This window comes from Candidatus Aquicultor sp. (assembly GCA_036504445.1).
Lineage (GTDB): Bacteria > Actinomycetota > Aquicultoria > Aquicultorales > Aquicultoraceae > DASXVE01.
Map to the genome: position 1 here is coordinate 39,295 of DASXVE010000012.1, position 23,842 is coordinate 63,136.

Annotated in this window: 18 protein-coding genes and 1 riboswitch; of the genes, 17 read left to right on the forward strand and 1 reads right to left on the reverse strand. The window is 51.5% G+C overall.

Annotated elements, in window-relative coordinates; translation table 11 throughout:
- Window positions 1–188: 188 nt before the first annotated feature.
- The 5 genes from VGK02_02080 to VGK02_02100 all read left to right on the forward strand — a co-directional run bounded on the left by VGK02_02080 (window position 189) and on the right by VGK02_02100 (window position 7,452).
- Complete coding sequence (locus tag VGK02_02080) at window positions 189–833, forward strand: hypothetical protein (GenBank protein ID HEY3373834.1); 645 nt, start codon at window positions 189–191, stop codon at window positions 831–833.
- Between the two features lie 161 nt (window positions 834–994).
- Window positions 995–3,889 (forward strand): excinuclease ABC subunit UvrA, encoded by a 2,895-nt coding sequence (uvrA, locus tag VGK02_02085; protein ID HEY3373835.1) that lies wholly within the window; start codon window positions 995–997, stop codon window positions 3,887–3,889.
- A 141-nt stretch (window positions 3,890–4,030) separates the two neighbouring features.
- Window positions 4,031–4,903 carry an ATP phosphoribosyltransferase gene (gene hisG, locus VGK02_02090; protein HEY3373836.1) on the forward strand — a complete coding sequence of 291 codons (873 nt, stop codon included), beginning with the start codon at window positions 4,031–4,033 and terminating at the stop codon, window positions 4,901–4,903.
- 236 nt (window positions 4,904–5,139) lie between these two features.
- On the forward strand, window positions 5,140–6,606 hold the full coding sequence (pabB, locus tag VGK02_02095) for an aminodeoxychorismate synthase component I (GenBank protein ID HEY3373837.1): 1,467 nt from the start codon (window positions 5,140–5,142) through the stop codon (window positions 6,604–6,606).
- A 12-nt stretch (window positions 6,607–6,618) separates the two neighbouring features.
- A complete protein-coding gene (locus VGK02_02100) occupies window positions 6,619–7,452 on the forward strand; it encodes an aminotransferase class IV (protein HEY3373838.1) in 834 nt (277 codons plus the stop codon).
- 54 nt (window positions 7,453–7,506) lie between these two features.
- On the opposite strand, the gene VGK02_02105 is transcribed toward VGK02_02100, so the two are convergent.
- Window positions 7,507–10,158 carry a PBP1A family penicillin-binding protein gene (locus tag VGK02_02105; protein ID HEY3373839.1) on the reverse strand — a complete coding sequence of 884 codons (2,652 nt, stop codon included), beginning with the start codon at window positions 10,156–10,158 and terminating at the stop codon, window positions 7,507–7,509.
- 259 nt (window positions 10,159–10,417) lie between these two features.
- On the opposite strand from VGK02_02105, the gene VGK02_02110 reads away from it, so the two are divergent.
- The 12 genes from VGK02_02110 to VGK02_02165 all read left to right on the forward strand — a co-directional run bounded on the left by VGK02_02110 (window position 10,418) and on the right by VGK02_02165 (window position 23,711).
- Window positions 10,418–10,645: a NifU family protein gene (locus VGK02_02110; GenBank protein HEY3373840.1), complete on the forward strand. Its 228-nt coding sequence runs from the start codon at window positions 10,418–10,420 to the stop codon at window positions 10,643–10,645.
- 137 nt (window positions 10,646–10,782) lie between these two features.
- A complete protein-coding gene (locus VGK02_02115; protein ID HEY3373841.1) occupies window positions 10,783–12,006 on the forward strand; it encodes a U32 family peptidase in 1,224 nt (407 codons plus the stop codon).
- 39 nt (window positions 12,007–12,045) lie between these two features.
- On the forward strand, window positions 12,046–12,597 hold the full coding sequence (locus VGK02_02120) for a YqeG family HAD IIIA-type phosphatase (GenBank protein ID HEY3373842.1): 552 nt from the start codon (window positions 12,046–12,048) through the stop codon (window positions 12,595–12,597).
- Between the two features lies 1 nt (window position 12,598).
- Window positions 12,599–13,495, forward strand: coding sequence for a shikimate dehydrogenase (locus tag VGK02_02125; protein HEY3373843.1), 897 nt, complete (start codon window positions 12,599–12,601; stop codon window positions 13,493–13,495).
- Complete coding sequence (locus tag VGK02_02130; GenBank protein HEY3373844.1) at window positions 13,473–15,137, forward strand: ATPase, T2SS/T4P/T4SS family; 1,665 nt, start codon at window positions 13,473–13,475, stop codon at window positions 15,135–15,137. The genes VGK02_02125 and VGK02_02130 overlap by 23 nt, the downstream gene beginning before the upstream one ends.
- 16 nt (window positions 15,138–15,153) lie before the next feature.
- The gene (locus VGK02_02135; GenBank protein ID HEY3373845.1) at window positions 15,154–16,833 is read left to right on the forward strand and encodes an ATPase, T2SS/T4P/T4SS family; all 1,680 of its coding nucleotides are present in this window, start codon (window positions 15,154–15,156) and stop codon (window positions 16,831–16,833) included.
- Between the two features lie 72 nt (window positions 16,834–16,905).
- Window positions 16,906–17,970 (forward strand): type IV pilus twitching motility protein PilT, encoded by a 1,065-nt coding sequence (locus VGK02_02140; GenBank protein ID HEY3373846.1) that lies wholly within the window; start codon window positions 16,906–16,908, stop codon window positions 17,968–17,970.
- 42 nt (window positions 17,971–18,012) lie between these two features.
- Window positions 18,013–19,224 (forward strand): type II secretion system F family protein, encoded by a 1,212-nt coding sequence (locus tag VGK02_02145; GenBank protein ID HEY3373847.1) that lies wholly within the window; start codon window positions 18,013–18,015, stop codon window positions 19,222–19,224.
- A 158-nt stretch (window positions 19,225–19,382) separates the two neighbouring features.
- Window positions 19,383–19,458: riboswitch (cyclic di-GMP riboswitch) on the forward strand.
- A 125-nt stretch (window positions 19,459–19,583) separates the two neighbouring features.
- Window positions 19,584–19,949: a type II secretion system protein gene (locus VGK02_02150; GenBank protein HEY3373848.1), complete on the forward strand. Its 366-nt coding sequence runs from the start codon at window positions 19,584–19,586 to the stop codon at window positions 19,947–19,949.
- 123 nt (window positions 19,950–20,072) lie between these two features.
- Window positions 20,073–22,259, forward strand: coding sequence for an O-antigen ligase family protein (locus VGK02_02155; protein ID HEY3373849.1), 2,187 nt, complete (start codon window positions 20,073–20,075; stop codon window positions 22,257–22,259).
- Complete coding sequence (locus VGK02_02160) at window positions 22,249–22,902, forward strand: tetratricopeptide repeat protein (protein ID HEY3373850.1); 654 nt, start codon at window positions 22,249–22,251, stop codon at window positions 22,900–22,902. Before VGK02_02155 ends, VGK02_02160 begins: the two co-directional genes overlap by 11 nt.
- Before the next feature lie 5 nt (window positions 22,903–22,907).
- On the forward strand, window positions 22,908–23,711 hold the full coding sequence (locus VGK02_02165) for a prepilin peptidase (protein ID HEY3373851.1): 804 nt from the start codon (window positions 22,908–22,910) through the stop codon (window positions 23,709–23,711).
- The last annotated feature ends 131 nt before the right edge of the window (window positions 23,712–23,842 follow it).

Consider the following 23,842-nt stretch of genomic DNA (forward strand, 5'->3'; position numbering starts at 1 on the left):
CGGGCATAGTAATGGTTAACTATATTAAGGGCAAACGCTTCAGTAAGCCGCCTGGGGAACGAGTGTATATACCAGAAAACCGCTTGAAGGTTATAGATAGGTTCGCTGTGCAAAAATAAGCTTGCTATATCAAAAATGCGGGTATAAAGAAGAAACAATAAGGCCGGCGCGAAATATTGGTGAACTCTATGTGGAATGCAAACCATTTTACTGTGAAAACAAATGGACGCAAGGCAACATTATGGCTTTTAGCTGCCTTAATTGCCGCACTCGTCGTGCTCCCGGGTTGCCGCCTGTTTTCCGTGCCCAAGCCCCATGGGTCGAACGGAAGCACGACAACCACGGTTAACGCCAAGCACGAAGAAGGGCGGATTACGCCGACGCGCGAGATGGACCAGTTTTTCAAAGCCATCAAACCTGCCGAGCGTGTTATATTTATTCAAACCGCAACGGATACCGCTCTGCCGGATGATAACGAGCAGGTTCCGCTGAGCGTCTATGATATCAGCGAGCGCATGTACTGGAGCGTCACCCAGGCCGTTCTCTCTGCAACCGCAGACCCCGGCCGTCATACTCAATGGATAGACAAGATATACACGCTTCGCTGGTATAAAAAAGGCTATAAGAAAGCGGGCGAGCTCAGAATTGATACCGGCACCGGTGAAGTAACAATAACATATCCGAAAATAAAAATCGGCGATACCGGTAAGCCGCGGAAGCTGTACTTGCAACCCAAGGATAATGAGCTTATCAAAGGCGCTGCAGAGCTTAACCGCAAGCATAATCCCCATTCCGATACTGAAACCGCATCACCCGGCGGCCGGTTGATTTAGCATATAATGAATCGTTGGCATATCTAGCTAAAAGAGGGGAGCAAGCCCGGCACAGCGCGCAAAATAACCGAACACCTGTGCCCTAAATTTGCCTCAACTGATATAATATAGAACGAGAGACATAATTTAACATTTAGGAAGCAGGGCAGGAAATACTACACATGCACGAAGATAAAATCATTATACGTGGAGCTAGAGAGCACAACTTAAAAAACATCAACCTTGAGCTACCGAGAAACAAAATTATCGTTATGACGGGGCTGAGCGGTTCGGGCAAATCATCGTTGGCAATCGATACGATCTACGCCGAAGGCCAACGCCGCTATGTTGAGTCGCTGTCCGCATACGCGAGGCAATTCTTGGGTCAGATGGACAAACCGGACGTCGATCACATCGACGGGCTTTCGCCTTCCATTTGTATCGACCAGAAATCGACATCGAAGAACCCGAGGTCGACGGTCGGTACTATCACCGAAATCTACGACTACCTGCGTTTGCTCTATGCGCGAATCGGCATTCCGCATTGTCCGCAGTGCGGCAAAGCGATTGCCCAGCAGACATCGCAGCAAATCGTCGAGCAGGTATTAAAGTATCCGGAAGGTACGAAGTTCCAGGTCTTAAGCCCGGTTGTCCGTCGTCGTAAGGGTGAATACCGTGAGCTGTTCGAGCGTCTGCGCAAGGATGGTTTCGCCCGTGTTCAGGTTGACGGAAAAGTATACGGCCTTGAAGAAGATATAAAACTCGACAAGCAAGAGTGGCACAATATCGATGTCATAGTCGACCGCCTCGTGATAAAAGACACCATTCAGCGGAGGCTCGCCGATTCTATGGAAACGGCGGTAAAGCTCTCCGATGGTATTGTGGCAATCCAGATCGTCGGAGCCCGAATAGACGAAGAAACCGGCGAAGGCATAGACGAGCGCCATGACTTCAGCACCCATTTTGCCTGCATCGACTGCGGCATCAGCTTTGAGGAGCTCGAGCCGAGGATGTTCTCGTTTAACAACCCGTACGGCGCATGCCGTGAGTGTTCAGGTTTAGGCTCGATGATGGTTGTCGACCCGGAGCTTGTCATTCCTGATGAAAACTTAAGCATTAACGAAGGCGCGATTCACCCGTTTTTCTCCACGCGCATGGATTTCTATCCCAAGATGATCCGCGCGGTCTGTGAGGAATTCGGCATCGATATGGATACACCCTGGAAGGACCTATCGGATGAAGCCCAGCGCACCATATTGCTGGGCACCGATGGACGTGCGGTCTACGTGAAGTATCGCAGCATGACCGGGCGAACGAGGTCGTATCATGCGGTGTTCGAGGGCGTTCTGCGCAACCTCGCACGCAGGTATCGCGAAACAGAGAGCGACTATTCGCGCGCACAAATCGAGCAGTACATGTCGATGCAGCCGTGCCCCGCGTGCCACGGCGCGCGCTTGAAACCCGAGAGCCTTGGCGTTACTATCGGCGGGCTGAACATACACGAGCTGTGTGAGAAATCATCGAAGCGGGCCCTCGAATTTATCCAAACCGTCAAGCTTACCGACCGCGAGCATATGATTGCCGACCGCGTCCTCAAAGAGGTGCGCGAGCGTCTGCAGTTCTTAATCGACGTAGGTCTCGATTACCTGACGATTAATAGGGCGTCAGCGACACTTTCCGGTGGCGAGGCGCAACGTATTCGCCTGGCGACTCAGATCGGAAGCGGCCTGGTAGGCGTGCTATACGTTCTGGACGAGCCCAGTATCGGCCTGCACCAGCGTGATAATCGCAGGCTGATCCAGACGCTGAAGCGCTTGCGCGATTTGGGCAATACACTTATCGTTGTCGAGCACGACGAAGAAACGATGCTTGAGGCCGACCATATCGTCGATATCGGGCCGCATGCCGGCGAGCACGGCGGTAAGATTATCGCCACAGGTACCATAAAAGACATCATGCGTAACAAACACTCGATAACCGGTCAGTTCTTAAGCGGCAAGAGGAAAATTGAAGTGCCGCGCGAGCGCCGCACACCCAACGGCAAATGGCTTACGATTAAGGGTGCAACCGAACATAACTTGAAGGGTATCGACGCCGAGATACCGATCGGCCTCTTTGTAGGCATAACCGGCGTGTCGGGCTCGGGCAAGAGCACGCTCGTAACGGATATCCTGTCGAAGGCGCTCAATCGCAAGTTCTACCGCTCACGAGAATTGCCTGGTAGGCATAAGGGTATCGAGGGGTTGGAATACCTCGATAAAGCAATCGAGATCGACCAGTCGCCGATCGGGCGCACACCAAGGTCGAACCCGGCCACCTACGTGAAGCTCTTCGACGACATCCGCAACCTGTTCAGCCAGGTGCCCGAAGCGCAGGTTCGCGGTTACAAGCCGGGGCGGTTTAGCTTTAATATCAGAGGCGGTCGCTGTGAGGCCTGTAACGGCGATGGCACGATTAAGATAGAGATGCACTTCCTGCCGGATATCTATATCCCGTGCGAGGTGTGCAAAGGTAAGCGGTACAATAATGAGACGCTCGAAGTTAAGTATAAAGGCAAAACCATCGCCGACGTGCTCGATATGAGTGTCGAAGAGGCACTAGGGTATTTCGAAAATATACCGAAGATAAAGCGCAAACTGCAAACGTTGTTCGATGTGGGATTGGGTTACGTTAAGCTGGGACAACCCGCGCCGACGCTTTCGGGCGGCGAGGCGCAGCGCGTCAAGCTTGCAGCCGAGTTGTGTAAGATTGCAACCGGGCGCACCTTCTATATCCTGGATGAGCCGACGACCGGCCTGCATTTTGCCGACATCGAGAAGCTGCTCATGGTGCTCGACAGGCTGGTAGCCCAGGGCAACACCGTGCTCGTAATCGAGCACAACTTGGACGTTATCAAGACATGCGATTGGCTTATCGATCTCGGCCCGGAAGGCGGCGAGGGCGGTGGGGAGATTATCGCCGCCGGTTCACCCGAATACGTGGCGGATGTCAAGAAGTCATATACGGGCATGTTCTTGAAGCCGCTTCTTGAGAAAGAAAAGGCGCTGGCGGAAAGCACGGTAGCATTTCGCGTTTAGGGCTAGCGCTCTGTTACTTTAATGTGGTAAACTGATAAATCATCGGGCAATTATAGCTAGGTTCAGGCCTCTTATCAGCAGGTCTGCCGAAAGCTTAATTATTATGCCGTTAGAAACTGGCAAAAAGGACAAGGGAGCACCATGTTAAGTATCGCTTTACCAAAAGGAAGTCTCGAAGAGCAGACGTTACTCCTCTTCGCGCAAGCCGATCTCGAGGTAAAAAAAGAATCTCGCGGATACAATCCGACAATAAAAGACCCGAGGATCAGCAAGGTCAAGATCCTGCGCCCGCAAGAGATACCGATATATGTTGCGGACGGATATTTTGATTTAGGAATTGCAGGCCACGACTGGATAACTGAGACAGGGGCCGACGTTATCGAGGTTGCCGATATGCCGTACGCAAAAACCGGGACCGGCGTCATCAAGCTTGTCGTTGCCGTACCGGAGGACTCACCGATTACGCGCCCGGAGGACATCCCAGCCGGAAGCCGCGTAAGTACCGAGCTGCCCAACGTCACCAAGCAATATTTTGAGAAGCTCGGCATACCGGTGAAGATACTGTTCTCATACGGCGCCACCGAGGCAAAAGTGCCGGAGCTCGTCGATGTTGTCGTCGATCTGACCGAGACAGGTTCGACGCTTCGCCGCAATCGTCTTAAAATAATCGGCACCATACTGACCTCGACGACCAGGCTTATGGCGAATAAGGCCGCATGGGAAGACCCGGAAAAACGCCAGGGAATAGAAGAGATAAAGACTTTGCTTCTCGGCGTCATCGAAGCCCGCGGCAAGGTTCTCATCAGCATGAACGTCCCAGAAGCAAGGCTCGATGACGTTGTGTCGGTGCTGCCGGCTCTTAAAAAGCCGACCGTATCGCAACTCTACAACACCGATTACCTCGCAATCGAAACCGTTGTCGAGAAATCGGGCGTCAATATCCTTATCCCGCAGCTCAAATCGATGGGCGCGGAAGATATCCTAGAATTGGGAATCTCGAAGATCATTAGGTAAGCGAGTCAACGCCTGAGCAGGACGATTGTGAACCTCTGTATGCTTGGCAGTCAAGTTTGCAAAGTCTTTTATAATAGAGGTATCTAGATTACTAAGTCTGTGTTAGGACTTGTATTGCAGGCACAATTAGTGTAAATGTGTATGTAACTTAATGGAACGGTAATTGGCATGTTACTAGGCCGCGATACGCGGGCATCCAGCCAATGGATGCCCGCTTTTTTATTTCTGGAGAACCGATGGGACGATACGCCCCCTGCATTATCGTAGAAGAGCTCGATTATATAGAGGACCCGACCACCACGTTTGAGGCACTTATTAACGATATCATGCCGTTTTTGCTCGAAAGCGCGCTCGTTATGGAGCGATACGGCAGGTATTCGATTATGGGAAGCAACCCCGACGTAATTATTCGCTCGAAGAACGGAATGACCGAAGTAACGAGGGGAAACACGACTGAGATATATAAGGATGGTCCGCTCAAGGTAATCGATGAAGAAACCGAGCGGTTCGGTCACCTTAAAAACCTCGAAGATACTGAAGGTTTATCGTTGCCGTTCACCGGCGGGGCCGTAGGCTATTTTGGATACGATCTGAACCGGCAGATAGAGCGCATGCCGAATATTGCTGTAGACGACCAGCAAATACCGGATATCTATCTGGGACTCTATCGAGAGGCGATTGTCGTCGATCACGCTGAGCATAAAGGCTATGCCGTGGCATATGTACCGAAGAGTACCAAGAAGGGCCTATGCGAGGCCAAGACACGGCTACAGTGCTTAATTGAAAAAATTCCTCTTGGCGCAAGTGAAAACGGTGAGTTACGGCTACGCGTAACAGGGAAGCTACAATCCACAAATTCTGATGCTGTCGCTTCCAACCTTTCTTCAAATTTCACCCGTACCGAGTACCGCCAAATGATTGAGGCGGCCAAGCGCTATATCTACGAGGGAGATATCTTCCAGGTCAATCTGTCCCAGCGTTTTACTGTTGACCTCCACACCGGCCACTGGCCTCTTTACAAATGCCTTCGCGCGGCCAACCCCGCACCGTTTGCGGCATTTTTGGGATATGGAGAGTTCTCCATATTAAGCTCGTCACCTGAGCGATTCATGTTTGTAGACGGCCGCCATGTTGAAACGCGGCCGATAAAAGGTACCCGCCCGCGCTTCGCCGACGCCGCCAGCAACAAAGCATCAATACAAGAGCTCAAAGATAGTGAAAAGGACGCCGCAGAGCATGTAATGATAGTCGATGTAAAACGGAACGACCTCGGGCGCGTATGCGTGACGGGAAGCGTTTGTGTACCCGAGCTAATGGTTTTGGAGAGCTATAAATCGGTACACCATCTGGTCTCAACCATCGTCGGGCAGCTGCGCGCGGATGTCGGGGCCATGGACCTGTTGCGAGCGAGCTTTCCTGGAGGATCGATAAGCGGTGCGCCGAAGATTCGGGCTATGGAGATAATCGAAGGGCTCGAGCCGCATCGCAGAAATCTCTATACCGGTTCAATCGGTTATATCAGCACAAATGGTAAAATGGATACCAACATAGTAATCCGTACGTTAACCGCTCTGGGGGACAAAGCATATTTTCAGGTTGGCGGCGGTATCGTGGCCGACTCAGACCCCGATGCGGAATATATTGAAACGCTGGATAAAGGGCGTGCGATTTTTGAAGCACTCGGGATGGATGTAGACGATTAGAGAGGCGCATGCATGAAGATATACCTCAACGGCGATTTTGTAGATGCCAACGAAGCAAAGGTAAGCATATTTGACGCCGGGTTTCTGTACGGCGCAGGCCTCTTTGAAACGATGCGTGCTTACAATGGTACTATATTTGCGTTAGATCGCCATTTAGACCGGCTTACAACAGCCGCCCGGATCCTTGAGTTTCCTTCGATTCCGTCTGCGGCTGAGCTGCAAGGCGTATGCAATGAAGTAATTACGGTAAATAAGCTATCAGATGCACGAGTGCGACTCACCGTGTCCTGGGGCGAATCGGCTTATGACCATGCGACCGTAGCAATTAGCGCTTCACCGTATAGCGGCTACGAAAGGGAGCTATACGAAAACGGCATGTCGGCGATTACCCTGCCCGGTTATCGCTGCTCGAACACCCTGCTCGCCACAGTCAAATCTACGAGTTATTTCGCATCGGTACTAGCAAGAAAAGAAGCGGTTGCGACTGGTTGCGACGAGGCGCTTCTCACAAACGAACACAGTCACATTACGGAAGGTTCAATCAGCAACGTCTTTGCGGTAGTCGATGGCGTTATTTCTACGCCTCGCGTCGCAGATGGGTTGCTACCGGGTGTTACCAGGGAAGTTGTAATCGAAGTCATCGCGGATTCGGGCTACGAATTAATCCAGCGCAGCATCCATAAGGATGAGCTGTTTCGCTTTGACGAGCTTTTCCTAACGAATTCCCTCATGGAGATTATGCCGCTCACGCAAGTAGATGGAAACCGGATTGGCGCAGGTAGTCCTGGCCAAATAACGATAGATATATCCAGGCATTTCAAGGGCTATGTAAGAACGACTATTTAGCCTGTTGCCCTATCAACCGTTTGGTTATTCATCCCAGTCCCAAGCGTCGCAATTTTACCCCTGTGTCGTCACATAGATAATAACTTTAGACCCCGGAGCGGCATCCGTTCGCGCTGCCGGATTCTGGTTGCTAACCATGCCCATACCGTACCGCCGGATGCTCTGACGCTTGGTATCGTTGTAGATAACAACGATAAAACCCCTGGATTCAAGCATATTTCGAGCGGCCGCTTCACTTCTTCCAATAACGTTGGGAACTGTAGTGTTGCTAATGGTACTGCTTGTACTCGTACCGCTTACGATAATCTTAACGGTAGCGCCTTTTTGTGCTTGGTATCCACCGGACGGGTCTTGGTTGATCACCTGGCCCACCGGCACATCGCTTACCTGCGATTCCTGCGATACTAAGAATCCTTCGTTCTGAAGATTATTTGTAGCCTGATCCGCGGTCATACCGACGACATTCGGTACGGATACCTGCGCCGTATTGCCATCGCCATTGCCCGTATCGGGAGTTTGCGCCGGTAGTTTGTTCGTAGTGCCGCTTACCGTTATCGAAATAATCGCGCCTTCTTTAACAGCGGTTTCAGCGGCAGGATTTTGCTCGATAACCTGCGCCAGCGGTACTGTTGCATCAATTTTCGTAAATATTGCCGATCCAAGCTTAGCCGCGGTTAGAGCGGCTATCGCATCGGCTTGCGTCATACCCACCAGGTTCGGAACCTGAATAGCCTTATGAAGCGTGCACGTTTTAAGGCTGCGCGGGCGATATTTACGCACGAATACGTGTTTGCTTACTTTCGGGCAGAACTCATTTGCGATACCGTTACTCTCGTCGCAGAGCGAAACATACGTTAACGAGCCGGGCGGCGCGTCGGGAAAGTCATGCTCCGGCACGCCTTTGAGCGCCTTCTTCATAAAAGCAGCCCAAATCTGTGCCGGGAAGGTACCGCCGGCAACCTTGATACCGTGAACATTGCGCATCGGATCTTCCTTGGCCTGGTAACCGACCCAGACTGACGCGACAAGGTCGGGTGTATAACCGACGAACCACGCATCTCTGTAATCCTGTGTCGTTCCGGTTTTACCGGCGACCGGCCTGCCGATGCGGGCGCGTGCGCCGGTACCGCTCTGCACGACACCTTTGAGGATATCATTGACCAGCGCGGCGACCGCCTGATCGACCCCCGGTTTCGGTTGCACTTTATGATCGTAAATTACCTGCCCGTTCGGCATAATAATTTTCTGGACGCCGAACGCCGGATTATGTGCACCGTTATTCGCGAACGTCGAGTAGGCCGATGCCATCTCCAGCGGGGTAAGACCCGGACGCAAGCCGCCGAGCGTGATGGAGGGATTCGGATTAATAGGGCTCGTTATGCCAAGCTTTCTCGCAGCTTCGATGGTTTTTTCCACGCCGACCTTCATTATGAGACCTGCGTATACGACGTTAATCGACATGGCCGTCGCCCTTCGCAGGCTTACAAAGCCGGAACCGGACTCACCGGAGTAATTGTGCACGACCCAGGGTTTCGTGCCGGGCACATGAATTGTTAGCGGCGATGACGCTTGGAAGCCGTCGTCCGGCGAAACACCGTTCATTAGCCCCGCAGCTAGAGTAATCGGTTTAAATGACGACCCGGGCTGCCTTAAGCCCTGCGCCGCGTTATTAAACTTGCTCTTATTGAAGTTCTTACCGCCGACCATCGCCTTAACCGCACCGGTTTTCGGGTCGATTGCGACAAGCGCCACATCCGGGTCGCGCGGGCTCGGCAAATATTTCTTCCAGGATGTATCCGCATATTCCTGGAGTTTCGTATCGAGCGTCGTGTAAATCTTCAGCCCCTGCGAATACACGTCTTTCTCGTCAAAACCGAGTTTCTTGAGCTCGGTCTTTATCCATTCGGCATAGTACGGGGCAATACCGTTATATCTCTGCTTTGTCGATGCGAGTACGATCGGATGCTTTTTCATAGTTTCCGCTTCCGGCTTTTTCACCGACCCCTGTTGCGCCATGAGATCGATTACCAGGTTGCGTCGCTGCATTGCACCGACCGGGTCTTTGTATGGGTTGTATAGTTCCGGCCCCTTGATAAGGCCGGCGAGCAGAGCGCTCTGCTCGATAGTGAGTTTGCTTGCGGGAACACCGAAGTACGATTCGCTCGCCGCCTCGATTCCATACGAACGATTTCCAAAGTAAATGGTGTTGAGATACTTTTCGAGGATTTGCGCTTTCGTATAATTGCGCTCGAGTTCCATAGCTAAAAAAGCCTCGCGAACCTTTCTAACAATCGTCTTTTCAGGGCTAAAGTACGCATTCTTAACGTATTGCTGGGTGATGGTAGAGCCGCCCTGCGACGCTCCACCGGTGCGGATATCCCGAACCAACGCACCGACGATACGAATCAAATCGATGCCGCTATGCTCGTAAAAACGTTGATCCTCAACTGCTATAACCGCTTTTTGCAGGTTTGGTGAGATTTGCGCGAGCGGAACAATAGTACGGTTTTCATGGTAAAGCTTTGTTATCTGCGTACCATCGGCCGCATAAATGTAGGAAGTTTGGTTTTTGACCACGCTTTTTACATCACCGATATTAGGTAGATCGCGAGTCACGCCGTTGACAAACCAGGCCAGCGCACCGACCATGACTGCTACAAATACGGCGAATGCAATAAGGAATTTCTTTCCGCGAGATAGCGCCAAGGTTCAGCCTCCGAATGCTATGATTGCTGCTTCTTCCATTACTATAACTATATCTAGATTGCCATAAATATGCGCATTTTGCTAGAGAGGGCACTATGCTTGTGGGTGGACGCTTGCATATATAGTTTAAGTATAGCAAGTATGCGCCCGTCGCGTAACAGCGTTTTATATGGGCGAAAGCCAAAGTACACATTCTGTATTAATGGCGTCTTCTGTGATAGGATAGTGCTGATAAAATGTCACCGGGGAGGTGAGTGGATTGCGCGAGCAAGTTGAAGCAGCATTAGCACGCATACGGCCGGCTCTTCAGGCTGACGGTGGTGACATCGAGCTTGTGGACGTTACCGACGAGGGTATCGTTCAAGTCAGATTGCAGGGTGCATGCGCCGGGTGCCCAATGTCGCAGATGACATTGACCCATTATGTTGAGCAAACTCTAAAGGAAATGGTTCCCGGAGTGACGGCAGTACAGCCCGTCATGGGGTAATCCATCGCCTTTATGTAGAGTTAATAAAGCCAGTAGCCGTAATTAGTGAATTCGAGCTAATTTGAGCTATAGAATGCAAGCAGCCGGGGTGCAGGCCTCGGCTGCTGATTTATATTTTGAAGTAGGAGCGAAACAATATGAAAAAGCCGGAGATTTTGTCCCCGGCAGGGAACATGGAGCGGCTTGAATACGCCCTGGCCTACGGCGCCGATGCCGTCTATATCGGCGGTCGTGAGTTCAGCCTGCGCGCCAAAGCCAGCAATTTCTCAATCGAGGATATCCGGAAAGCGGTCGCGGTAACGCACGCAGCGGGGAAAAAGCTCTATGTGACCATCAACATTTTTGCGCGCGACGACGATTTCGAAAAACTGGAACCGTATACCGTCGATTTGGCGGATGGCGGGGTCGACGCGGTTATAGTCGCCGATCCAGGCGTTCTGCATACGATTAAGCGCGTAGCGCCGGGTTTGCGCGTGCACATCAGCACGCAGGCGAATACAACCAACACCGCTGCCGCCGAGTTCTGGGCGGCTCAGGGCGCAGCTCGCGTCGTGCTTGCACGGGAGCTCAGCGCATCCGAGATGGCTGAGATATCAGAAAACGCCGGCGTTCAAACTGAGGCGTTTATCCACGGAGCCATGTGTATTTCGTATTCCGGCAGGTGCCTGATGAGTAAGTTCTTTGCCGACCGGGACGCAAACCGAGGCGACTGCGCGCACTCCTGTCGCTGGAAGTATCACCTGGTAGAGGAGACGCGCCCCGGCGAATATCACGAAGTGCAGCAAGACGAACGCGGCACATATTTTTTCAACTCGAAGGATCTCGCGCTCATCGGCCGCATACCCGAGCTTATGCGCTGCGGCCTGAGCAGCCTCAAGATTGAAGGCAGGATGAAGGGCACGCACTATGTCGCCGCAATTACTAAAATATATCGACAGGCAATCGACCGCTACTTTGCCGACCCGGACAATTACGAGCCCGACCCGGAGTGGTTTGAAGAGATGGAAAAAGTAAGCCACCGGCAGTATTCGACAGGATTCTTCCAAGGAGATAAAGGAGAAGAATTACTTGATTATGCCCGTTACGAAAAATCCCACGATTTTGTCGGTCTTGTGGACGGCTACGATGCGGAAAAGAAAATGGTAACGGTATCGGTTAGAAACAGGCTCAGGATTTCCGAACCAGTAGAAATATTAAGCCCGAACGGCCTGGTAAAAGACTATTATATACCTGGGATGTTCCAGATAGGAAAAGCGGGCCAGCTCGAGCCGGTCGATGTTTCGCACGCAGGATATCGCGTATGTATCCCGTCGGAAGCGCCGTGGCCCGAATTTGCAATTCTGCGGCGAAGGGTAGATTGATTGCCGCTTGATTGCTAAACTCTATGTTGAGGTGACTACGTGCTAAAGAAGCTTTATCCGGACCAGTACTTCGAATCAATATACAGGATTGACTTAGCTCATCTGAAATCGCACGGTATCAAGGGCCTAATCCTTGATCTCGACAACACGATCATCGCCCGCAATAGCTTGGTTGCAACCGAAGAGCTAAAGACGTGGCTGCAAACCATTAAAAATGAAGGCTTTAAGGCCTGCATCGTCTCAAACAACTGGAAACAGCGCGTATCAACGATTGCCGAACAGATAGGGTTACCGCTGGTTGCGAGGGCTACAAAACCGCGGAAAGCGGCTTTCCGGCGGGCCATGGAAGCGCTCGGCACTACCATTAGCGATACGGTTGTCATTGGCGACCAGATATTTACCGATATTTTTGGCGGAAACCGCGTTGGCCTGCGCACGATTCTCGTCGTGCCGGTAAGCAACCACGAGGCATTTCATACCAGATTTCTCAGGCGCCTTGAGAGCCGGGTCATCAAACGCTGGAACGACCACATCGGCAACCTAATGGAGCAGGAGGGCACCGTACGCCCGGATCGCCAGGGAGTGGGCTAATATGCGCAAGATCACCGGAACTACCGCCGTCACCGGCATAATCGGCTATCCGCTTACATACACGCTATCGCCCCTCATGCACAACCGCGCCTTTGACGTGCTCGATTTAAACTACAGGTATCTACCGTTTATCGTCCGAGTTGAAGAGTTAGCCCCGGCAATCGCCGGTGTTAAAGCGCTGAATATTCACGGCATTAACGTGACCATGCCGCATAAAGAAACGGTTATCCCGTTTCTTGATGAGCTTACCGAAGAATCCCGCATCATGGGGGCAGTCAACACAATTCTCAACAGCGAAGGCCGTTTGATCGGCTACAATACCGACGGTGACGGGTTTCTGAAATCCCTTGAAGAGGAATCGTTCAGCCCGGAAGATAAAAGCGCAATTATTCTAGGTACAGGAGGCGCGGCGAAAGCTGTTGCCATTGCTCTGGCGCGCGCCGGAGCGCACGAAATCGCGATTATCGGGCGCTCAAAAGCCAAGGCGGAAGCGATTTCAGAGCAAATTCAGGCAAATATTAAGGAAATATATGTTAAAACGCTTACTTTTAGCGACAATCTGGCCGATATTTTTCAACATGGAGAACTAGTCGTTAACGCAACACCTGTAGGCATGAATGAAAGCGGAGATCTCCTACCGGTTCCTTTAGAGTTTATTAACGAATCGCAGTTTGTGTACGACCTCATATATGTACCACTAGAAACACCACTATTACGCCTAGCACGACAAAAAGGAGCACGAACAGCGAACGGCCTCGGAATGCTTTTGCATCAGGCCGCGATTGCTTTTTTTGTTTGGACCGGGATTTCCGCCCCAGTTGAAGATATGCGACAGGCGCTGCTCGAAGAACTAGAGAGCGGAGATCGGCCATATAATGTTTCGGAGAAAGATCGGTGAGTTCCTGCTGGATGCGGGAATCATCACAGAAGACCAACTAATTGAAGCAATAGAAACCTCAGAAGGTAGTGCAGTTGATCGGCGCCTTGTCGATTTGGGCTACTGTTCCGAACAAGATATAGCCAAAAACCTCGCCAAACAGCTGCATTTAGATTACGTCGACCTCACCGAGAACGAAGTCGACATGCAAGCCGTAGGGTTGCTCTCCAACGAACACATCCACCGCTATAACGTCCTTCCAATAGGATTTAATAACGAGCGCCTCGTGGTGGCGATGGCCGACCCTACAAACCTGTTCACGCTCGACGATCTCCATGTTATGACCGGCTACAATATCGAACCGGTCGTCATCACCGAGACCGATTTGCAAGTCTCAATTAATAAATACAGCACCAATGACAGTATTGTAGAGCGGGCAATCGAGAGCATAAGCGAAGAGACGGATGGGCTGAACGTGAGTCGTGTGGAAGAGAGCGAAGGTGAAGAAGCGCCGGTCGTAAAGCTGGTAAACATGCTGATCACCGAAGCCGTACGCGACCGCTCCAGCGATATCTTCATCGAGCCGCAAGAGCACGATATCCGGGTTCGCTGCCGTATCGACGGCGTTCTGCATGAGCTTATGCGCTCACCAAAGCAAATACAGTCCGGCATGATTTCAAGGATAAAGATCATGGCCGGCCTCGATATCGCCGAGCGCCGCCTGCCTCAGGACGGTCGTTTCGGCCTCACCATCGATAAGCGACCGATCGATTTCCGTGTCGCCACGTTGCCGACCATTCACGGCGAGCAGGTCATCCTACGTGTTTTAGAGAAAGACAACATAATGCTTAACCTCGACGACCTGGGATTCCTACCGGAATCGCTCGAGCGGTTTAAAGAATCGTTCAGTAAACCGTACGGGGCAATTCTCATTACCGGCCCGACCGGAAGCGGAAAGACGACGACGCTCTATGCCGTGCTTAACATGCTAAATGGCGCCGATCGCAATCTCATTACCGTGGAAGACCCGGTAGAGTACCGGTTAATGAACATAAATCAGGTCCAGGTTAATACGAAAACCGGCTTAAGTTTTGCAAGCGCGCTCCGCTCAATCCTTCGCCAGGACCCCGATATCGTCATGATCGGCGAGATAAGGGACGAGGAAACGGCGATTATAGCGGTAGAATCGGCGCTTACCGGCCACTTAGTTCTCTCAACGCTTCACACCAACAACGCGCCGTCTGCGCTTACGCGCCTGGTCGAGATGGGGATAGAACCGTTTTTGGTTTCGTCGGCTGTAGATTGCGTGGTTGCACAGCGGCTCGCCCGCAAACTGTGCACTCGCTGTCACGAAGCCTTCACTCCATCGGAAAAACAGCTGATCGAAGCGGGTTATACGATTGATGGTTCTGAGCCGACCGAGCTTTTCAGGGCTCGCGGATGTAAGCATTGCGGCAATACAGGGTATCGCGGCAGAATCGGCCTGTACGAGGTTATGTCGATGTCTGAGAGCATCGAACGGCTCCTCGTTGCCGGGTCAACGGCCGAGGACATAACTAATATTGCCCGTGGCGAAGGCATGAAAAGCCTTCGAGACGACGGGCTTGAAAAGGCACGCATAGGCCTCACGTCAATTGAAGAGGTCGCGCGTGTGACGATGTAACGACAGCAGGCATCGCATGTTAGCAAAATCAGACGAGATTCTTGCCGGGCTTCTCAATAAAAAGGGGATGCTGTCGGAGGAGCAACTGGCGGAAGCTCAAGAAAAAGTAAATAGTGATAAATCGCTTGCGGAAGTGCTGATCGAAGACGGTATGATCGACGCCGAAATCGTCACCGAACTTCTCGACGCCGGCGATTTCAATGTCGTTGATCTGGCCGAATACCAGGTCAACCCGGCAGCCGTAACTGTGTTGTCGGAGACTTTCGCACGCCGGTATAACGTGCTGCCGATCGATTTCGAGCGTAATCGGCTGGTTGTCGCGGTATCAGATACGTCAAACGTTGTCGTGCTCGACGATCTTCATATAATTACCGGCTATGAGATAAAACCGGTAATCGCCCTCTGCTCCGATATCGAGACGGGCCTTAATCGCTACTACAAAGCATCGGATGTCATGAGAAACGAGGTCACCTCGACGTGCCTTGAGAAGGATAACAAAGAGTTGGCCTCTATTGGCAATATCCGCGAAGTTTCGGAAGACGCGCCGGTTATCAAGCTGGTAAACATGATCGTGGTGCGGGCTGTCAACGAGCGCGCAAGTGATATCCACATCGAACCGCAAGAGCGAGACTTGCGCATTCGCTACCGCATCGACGGTGTTCTTCACGAGGTCATGCGCTCACCGAAACAGATTCAACCCGGTATCGTTTCGCGCTTTAAAATCATGGGCGGCCTCGATATCGCCGAGACGAGAATGCCGCAGGACGGGCACTGCAATCTCTTAGTCGGTGGAAATGTCATCGACTTTCGTGTTTCCAGCTTGCCGACGATTTACGGCGAGCGGATCGTCCTCAGGATCCTTCGCAAAGAGAGCATCTTGCTTGATCTTGACGACCTGGGGTTTTCGCCAAATAACTTTGATAGATTCAAAGACGCGTTTACCAAACCGTACGGCGCCATTCTTGTTACCGGCCCAACCGGAAGCGGTAAGTCGACAACGCTGTATGCCACGCTTAACGTGCTCAACAACAGCTCGAAAAACATTATCACGGTCGAGGACCCGGTCGAGTACCGCCTGCCCGGCATCAACCAGGTACAGATAAATCCGAAGTCGGGTCTTACATTCGCCCGCGTCCTCAGAGCGATGCTCCGCTCATCGCCGGATATAGTCATGGTCGGTGAGATGAGGGATAAAGAAACAGCACAGATAGCCATCGAGGCGGCACTGACCGGCCACCTGGTGCTCTCAACACTTCACACCAATGACGCACCGGGCGCGGTGAGCAGGCTGACCGAAATGGGCATCGCTCCATTTTTAACCGCTTCGGCGATAGAGTGCGTGCAGGCACAGCGTCTGGCTCGCCGGCTTTGTCCCGATTGCCGGGAAGAATACACCCCGGCCAGAGAAGGGCTCGAGCGCATCGGGTTCCCGCTGGACAAGGGTAAAATGCCGAAGCTGTACCGGCCTAACGGCTGTCCAAAATGCAACGACACCGGGTATAAGGGAAGGGTCGGTATCTACGAAATCATGCCGCTTACCGACACGCTCAAAAAGCTGTGCGTGGAGAGAGCAACGGCAGATGAGATCAAGCGCGTCGCCATCGGGGAAGGCATGATTACGCTGCGCCAGGACGGCTTTGAAAAAGTGCGCCAGGGCGTCACCTCGCTTGAAGAAGTTATGCGTGTTATCGTATAGCGACTTTTCCTTAAGCTCGCAGGTCAATGTTCCGATAGATAAGTATATTATGCGTTTAACTGGAGGTTTAGTGTGCTGGACATCAATGATCTTTTAATTCAAGTACTCGAGCGCAAAGCGTCCGATTTGCACATAACGGTCGCCACGCCGCCAACCGTACGAGTTCATGGAGAGCTTGTACGTCTCGATTATCCGCCGCTCACACCGCAGGATACCAAGGAGCTTATCTACAGTATCCTGACGCAAGAGCAGCGCGAGCAGCTTGAGCGAAACTTGGAGTATGATTTCTCGTATTCGCTTCCCGGTCACGCACGCTTTAGGGTAAACGCATATTACCAGAGAAACAGTGTAAGCGCGGCCTTCAGGATTATCCCTATGGATATTAAGAAGCTTGAGGACCTGGGTTTGCCGGCATCCCTTGAGATGCTGGTGCGCAGGCCGAGGGGTTTAATCCTTGTTACCGGCCCGACCGGTAGTGGTAAATCGACTACGCTGGCATCGCTTATCAACATTATTAATGAAAGCAAGGCATTCCATATTATGACGATTGAGGACCCGATAGAGTATCTGCACCGTCATAAGAAATCGATCGTCAACCAGAGGGAAGTCGGTTCAGACACCAAATCCTTCACGAATGCGCTCAAATACGTGCTGCGCCAGGACCCAGACGTGATTCTTGTCGGCGAGATGCGCGACATGGAAACGATATCCGCGGCGCTTACCGCGGCGGAAACCGGCCACCTGGTCTTTGCGACACTTCACACCCAGGATGCGCCGCAGACAATCGACAGAGTCATCGACGTATTCCCGCCGCATCAGCAGCAGCAAATCCGCATACAGCTCGCAGGAACGCTGCAAGGCATCGTTTGCCAACAACTTTTACCGACTACCGATGGCCACGGCAGGGTTTGCGCGTACGAGATTCTGGCGCCAACACCCGGTGTCCGCGCCATGATTCGTGAGGCGAAAACCCACCAGATATATAACGCTATGCAGACAGGTCAGAAAAACGGCATGGTAACGATGGATCAATGTCTGAGCGATCTGTATCGACGGGGCATGATCTCGTTTGAAACAGCTGTTAACAAATCGTCGAACCCGAGCGATGTAGAGCAAATGCTCGGGCGAACCGCGTAATAGTAATTGAAGAGAACATTTTACCAACGGATGGTGTAAGAGATGTCAAGCACATACACATACAGGGTTCGGGATTTTAAAGGTAACCAGCTAAGCGGAAAAATCGAGGGCGATAATGCAACCATGGTGTCCGCCAAACTACGCCAAATGGGCTACATCGTCATCGACCTCAAAGAACAGGGTATCGCTCAAAAAGAAATCACTCTGCCGTTCGGCAATAGGGTAAAGTTAAAAGACCTCACCGTCTTCAGCCGTCAGTTCGCAACCATGATCAACGCGGGTCTCTCGCTTACGAGGTGCCTGTCGGTTCTATCCGATCAAACCGAGAGCAAAGCCTTAAGCAAGATAATCGGTGAGCTGCTCAAAGACGTGGAGCAGGGCAAGTCGTTATCCGAATCGATGGCCAAGCACCAAGCGGCGTTCCCGCCGATATTTATCAACATGGTGAAAGCGGGCGAGACCGGCGGCGCACTCGACGAGGTACTGATGCGTGTTGCCGAGCATTTCGAGAAGGAAACCGGCATACGTTCGAAGATTAAATCTGCGATGGCATATCCTATGGCGATGTTTTCGTTCTCGATTCTTATCACCTTTGTTCTTATTACCTTTATCGTGCCGATTTTCGTCAACATGTTTAGTACGATGGGCGGTTCGCTACCGCTTCCCACGAAAATACTGCTGATGCTCAGCAACTTTATAAATGGCGCCTGGTTTATTATTATACCGGCGTTATTCGGCTTGTTTTACCTGTTTAAGCTATACGGCAAGACCACAAACGGCAGGGAAAGAATAGACAGCGTTAAGCTTGTCCTGCCGGTTCTTGGCATGTTAACCAAGAAGATGGCCGTATCAAGGTTCAGCCGTACCTTAAGTACGCTTATGTCGAGCGGTGTACCGATTCTCTCGGCGCTCGACATCGTTGCCGACAGCGCGGGCAATGCGGTCATCGCCAACACCGTCAGAGGCGCTCGTTCGAGCATTAAGGATGGCGAAACCATCGCCAAACCGCTCTCGGAAGGCACTGTGTTTCCGCCGATGGTCGTGCAGATGATCTCAATCGGTGAGGAAACCGGCGCTCTTGACGAGATGCTCGGCAAGATCGCGGATTTCTACGACCGTGAAGTAGAGGCAACCGTTGACGCTTTAACCTCGATCATCGAGCCGCTCATGATCGTGGTCATGGGTGTTCTTATCGGTGGCATCATCGTCAGCCTCTATATGCCGATGTTCCAGATTATCTCGTTGATTAAGTAAAAAGCAGGCAAAACTACGTGCAGGCCAAAGGTCGCATTATTCGAGTTCGCTTGGCAATGAGGTTAGTTAATAACTGGTAATATACTGGGAATAATTACTATATTAGCGCTAAAGATTTTTGCCCAGCTACCGATATTAATATTACAACTGGTCTTTCACAGCGAAAAAGGCAAACCCATCGCGAGGTGGGGACGCAAAGCCACGGGGCTCACAGGAGTCAGCCGGGTTGCCGTATAAGTGAAACTGAGAAATCCTTTCAAAAACTTATGCAGGCGCAGGCTGTGGCGTTAAGGTTCACAGCTTGGGCCTTTTTTCGTTGGCAGAACCAGAATAGGACCTAATAATAGGGAGGTGAAAGAATGAGAAACATCCGAAACGAAAAGGGTTTTACCCTTATCGAGTTGATGGTTGTTATCCTTATTATCGGTATTTTGGTTGCTATTGCGGTTCCTGTTTTTAATTCCGCAAGGCAGAGTGCCTATCAAAGGACATGCCAGGCTAACCTGAGAACCCTTGACGGGGCTATCCAGACTTGGAAAGCATCAGGTGGCAATGCGTATCCGTCAACGATTGCGGAGGCCACGACAGATTTAGTGCCCGACTATATAAAAGCGTGGCCGAGTTGTCCGGAGAAGACCACCGAGAATGGCGTTTACAAGATATTGAGTGGTGGCGGTTCAGTTCCGCCAGTATTCACGTGCCCGAACGGTCACAGCTATCCGTAAACTAACCGGCACATGGATGCCGATTATGGCAAAAGGGCGACAGTAATGTCGCCCTTTTGTTTTGCCTTTATTCGCCGATACAAGAAATGTTGGAGTCATACGGTAGATAAGGGGTTAGATAAAGTGACGGCAACCAAAGCGAGCATAAGGCAATCCGCTATAGAAGCGCACAGTGAAGGACACCATCAAAATAGGCGAGGCACGTCCAATACGTCAAGTTTCGCGGAACGGGTGCTTAAGATACTTCTGTATGTTGTTTTAGCTATCGTACCCCTTATAGTATTTCCATCCTCGCTCGATCAAGCCTTTGCCATTAAATATCTGCTTTTAAAAGCAATCACCATAGCGGCGATCTGCGTATACTTAGTAGCTCTGCTCGCCCGGGGCGGGCGGCTCAGGCTTAGCGGGCTGGAAGTTCCGTTCCTGGCATTTCTTGGGCTTGCCGCCATATCAACCGCACTTTCAATTAATACGCCGACAAGCCTTGAGGGCGCATATCTGCGCTATGACGGGCTTTATAGCTATCTAATTATGGCGGCGCTGTTGTTTCTAGCCAGTCAGGTAATAAAGACGGCGGATGATTTGCGGCGTTTTGCTTCGTTTGCCGTTGGGTCGGCGGCGCTCGTGTCCTTGTACGGGTTATTGCAACGGGCGGGAATCGATCCCGTTCGGTGGGGATATGTTTCATTTGGCATCGGTCGCAGCTTTGCAACGCTTGGAAATCCCATTACACTTGGCGGATATCTAACGATTATGCTGCCGGTTGCAATATCACTGGTAAAGCAATGCAAGTCACAGGTAGAAAGGTATCTTTGCGGTATGGCATCGATTTTAATTGGGCTATGCCTATTGGCAACGGGGAGTAGAGGGGCGTTAATCGGCGTTCTTTGTGGGATGGTCGTGTATATTGTTTTAACACGGCAGCGGAACGTGTTTGCAGTCAGAACAACGGATTTCCGCGAAGAATCCAATGCGATACGATTGGCGCCTGCTAGACAGGCACAAAGTGAGGTGCAATTATCGCCCTCAGTAGGAGCGTCGCAGCCTACGAAAGAAGCTCCGTTGTTGAGAATACCGCGTGCGGTGCGATTGTCGCCGGTGCTTGTCGCGTTGGTCGTGCTGACTTTTGCGCTTGCCGCCACCACTGTTGCGGTACCGGCGTTTAACATGCATACAACGCTTACGGATGCTTCGAGTATAAATACACGTTTGCTGATGTGGCAGAGCGCTGCCCGGATGGCTATTGATCGGCCGTTAACCGGTTTTGGACCGGATTCGCTTGGAATCGTATTTCCACAATATGAACTCGAAGAGCTTGCAAAGCTGGTTCCCGACCAGAATCAAGATAATGTGCACAACGCGTTTCTGCAGATGGCAGTAACGCTCGGCTTTCCAGCACTGCTGGTGTTCGTTTTTATAGTTGCGTTTGTTATCCTGAAAAGCAAAGACCGTATTCTTTTGAATGTCGGGGGAACGGCCGTTGAGGCGGGGTTGCTTGCAGGTATCGTCGGTTTTATTATCCAGAGCTTAACGAATGTAACCGGCATTATGCCGGCCGCGTTTCTCTGGCTTTTTTTGGGGGCGCTTGCGGCGCCGTTTGCAACCGGTTCGGTTGCGGTAAGGCCTGCGTCCGGCTATCTGCGTTATCCCGCTATAATCGCTGTTTGCATTATGGGCATTGTTGGCATGTTGGCGTCCGTACACCCGTTTTTAAGCGATATGGCGCTTGGGAAGGCGCGCATGGCGGAGCAAAACGGCGACTTGCAGCAAGCCAGAATATACTACAAAACAGCAATAGCGCATAGTAAGAACGACACAAAACCGTATCGAGAGCTTGGGATAATGCTTACCGATACCGGCGCTCAGCAAGGGAATATCGTGGCCTGGCTTGAAGGTATCGAGTATCTCGAGAGAGGCGTCCAGCGGTCGCCGAATGACCAGCAGAATTTAATACTACTCGGACAAGGGTATCTTTATGGTGGTAAAGCTTTCGACCGCATGTATCTGAAAGATGCGGAACGATATCTTAAGCAAGCGGTGTACTTGCGGCCGAATTCGTATATCGCAAACGGCATGCTGGGGGCGGTTTATCTGGAAACCGGGCGTTTAACCGAGGCAAAAGCGCAGATAGATATAGCGCTCGACATTAACCCTAATGATTCTCAAGCCATGTTTTGCCTGGGCCGATATTATGAGATGACGGGGCAGCGGGATAAAGCGTTAGCTGAATATAAGCATGTTCTTTCGCTGGCTCCGGGGTTCGAGAAGGCGCAAGTCGCGTACAAAGGGTTGGTTGCGGATGAAAAATAACATGTTATGGGTAAAAGTAGCAGCGCTTATCGCAGCAATTATAGTTATTTCAGTCTTATCGACGGCAATCTATTGCCACACGGCGGCTACAAATCTATACTTAGCGGCTACCCATGAGCAGGAAGAGGGCAGGCTGTTGGAGGCTCAACGTGGTTATGAGCAGGCCCTAGGCTACAACCCGTGGCATGCCGATGCGGCGTACCAGCTCGCCACGATTTTCCGGGACCGTCACAATCCCGAGGAAGCGTTACGCTTGATGAAACGAGCGGTTTCGCTAAACAGGCACAATGCCGATTATTATCTCGGCCTTGGATATTTATATCTGCATCAGTTCAAGGACAAGAAAAGCGCGGAGATAAACTTTAAAAAAGCCTACAAAGAGAACAGCAAGAACTACTATGCTTGTATTATTTTAGGCCAGCTGGCAGAGGAAAAATCGCAGCCAAAAACGGCGATTTCCTTTTATGAAACGGCGATTGATAGCGAACCGAAGCTTATCCTTGCATATAAGAGGATGGCCGAACTCTACGGTAAAGAGGGTATGGCTCCCCTGGCGCAGAAATACTGGGATGACGTCCGAGAGATTAACCCGCGTGATAAAGATGCGCGCGCCCACCTCAGTATGGGCCGGGTGGCGAGGTAAGAATTATGGTCTACATACTGTTGATTCTGTTTTTCATGGTCGGGTCGATTATCGGTAGTTTTTTAAATGTCTGCGCCTATAGGATCCCCAGAAGTGAATCGATTATGTTTCCCGGATCGCATTGTCCGGCATGTGGCGGCGCTATTGCGCCGTACGATAATATCCCGATTGTAAGCTATTTACTGCTTCGCGGTACGTGCAGGCACTGCCGCGGGCGTATTGGCATCCGATACCCATTGGTGGAGTTGACTACCGGCGCTCTCTGGGCGGCTGTTTACTACCGGTTTGGGCTTAGCTCGCAGCTTGCAGGCGCACTGTTTTTTGTAACGGTGCTCACGGTGCTATCGGCTATCGATTACGACACAAAAACGCTTCCCGATAAGCTCTTGCTGCCGTCAATCGGCTTAAGCGCACTTGCCTTACTCCTCTATCCCATACAAATTGATGCGCTGCCCTTAATCGCCGGATCAGGCGTCTTGCGAGCGATGTTTGGTTTTGTTGCCGGAGGCGGCTTGCTCTTAATCGTTGCGTTACTAGGAATGCTCGTGTTTAAGCGCGAGGCGATGGGTGGGGGAGACATCAAACTTGCCGCCTTTATGGGGCTCTATTTGGGCGGTTACGTGGTTCTTGCCATATTCATCGGGACATTCCTGGGAACACTGGCGGGCACAGCGCTAATGGCCCGAGGTAAGGCAGAATCTAAAAGCTCAATGCCGTTCGGCCCGTTCCTCGCGGCCGGCGCAATTGTAACGATTTTTATCGGCCCTCAGCTCTGGTTGGGCTACCTCAAATTTGCCGGTTTAGCATAGCGAACTAATCCTAAAGTATGTTCTCAAGTTACCGATGATAAAAAAAGACGGCTGTCGATTACGTATTTTTCGACAAGCCAGGCCCCGTCCCAAAAAGACGAAGCAATATACGAAGCTTATTATGTAGGAGG

Bases quoted from the DNA above. Each gene is read 5' to 3' on its own strand.
- VGK02_02080 (HEY3373834.1), top strand. From the start codon at position 189: ATGTGGAATGCAAACCATTTTACTGTGAAAACAAATGGACGCAAGGCA.
- uvrA (HEY3373835.1), top strand. From the start codon at position 995: ATGCACGAAGATAAAATCATTATACGTGGAGCTAGAGAGCACAACTTA.
- hisG (HEY3373836.1), top strand. From the start codon at position 4,031: ATGTTAAGTATCGCTTTACCAAAAGGAAGTCTCGAAGAGCAGACGTTA.
- pabB (HEY3373837.1), top strand. From the start codon at position 5,140: ATGGGACGATACGCCCCCTGCATTATCGTAGAAGAGCTCGATTATATA.
- VGK02_02100 (HEY3373838.1), top strand. From the start codon at position 6,619: ATGAAGATATACCTCAACGGCGATTTTGTAGATGCCAACGAAGCAAAG.
- VGK02_02115 (HEY3373841.1), top strand. From the start codon at position 10,783: ATGAAAAAGCCGGAGATTTTGTCCCCGGCAGGGAACATGGAGCGGCTT.
- VGK02_02125 (HEY3373843.1), top strand. From the start codon at position 12,599: ATGCGCAAGATCACCGGAACTACCGCCGTCACCGGCATAATCGGCTAT.
- VGK02_02130 (HEY3373844.1), top strand. From the start codon at position 13,473: ATGTTTCGGAGAAAGATCGGTGAGTTCCTGCTGGATGCGGGAATCATC.
- VGK02_02135 (HEY3373845.1), top strand. From the start codon at position 15,154: ATGTTAGCAAAATCAGACGAGATTCTTGCCGGGCTTCTCAATAAAAAG.
- VGK02_02145 (HEY3373847.1), top strand. From the start codon at position 18,013: ATGTCAAGCACATACACATACAGGGTTCGGGATTTTAAAGGTAACCAG.
- VGK02_02150 (HEY3373848.1), top strand. From the start codon at position 19,584: ATGAGAAACATCCGAAACGAAAAGGGTTTTACCCTTATCGAGTTGATG.
- VGK02_02160 (HEY3373850.1), top strand. From the start codon at position 22,249: ATGAAAAATAACATGTTATGGGTAAAAGTAGCAGCGCTTATCGCAGCA.
- VGK02_02165 (HEY3373851.1), top strand. From the start codon at position 22,908: ATGGTCTACATACTGTTGATTCTGTTTTTCATGGTCGGGTCGATTATC.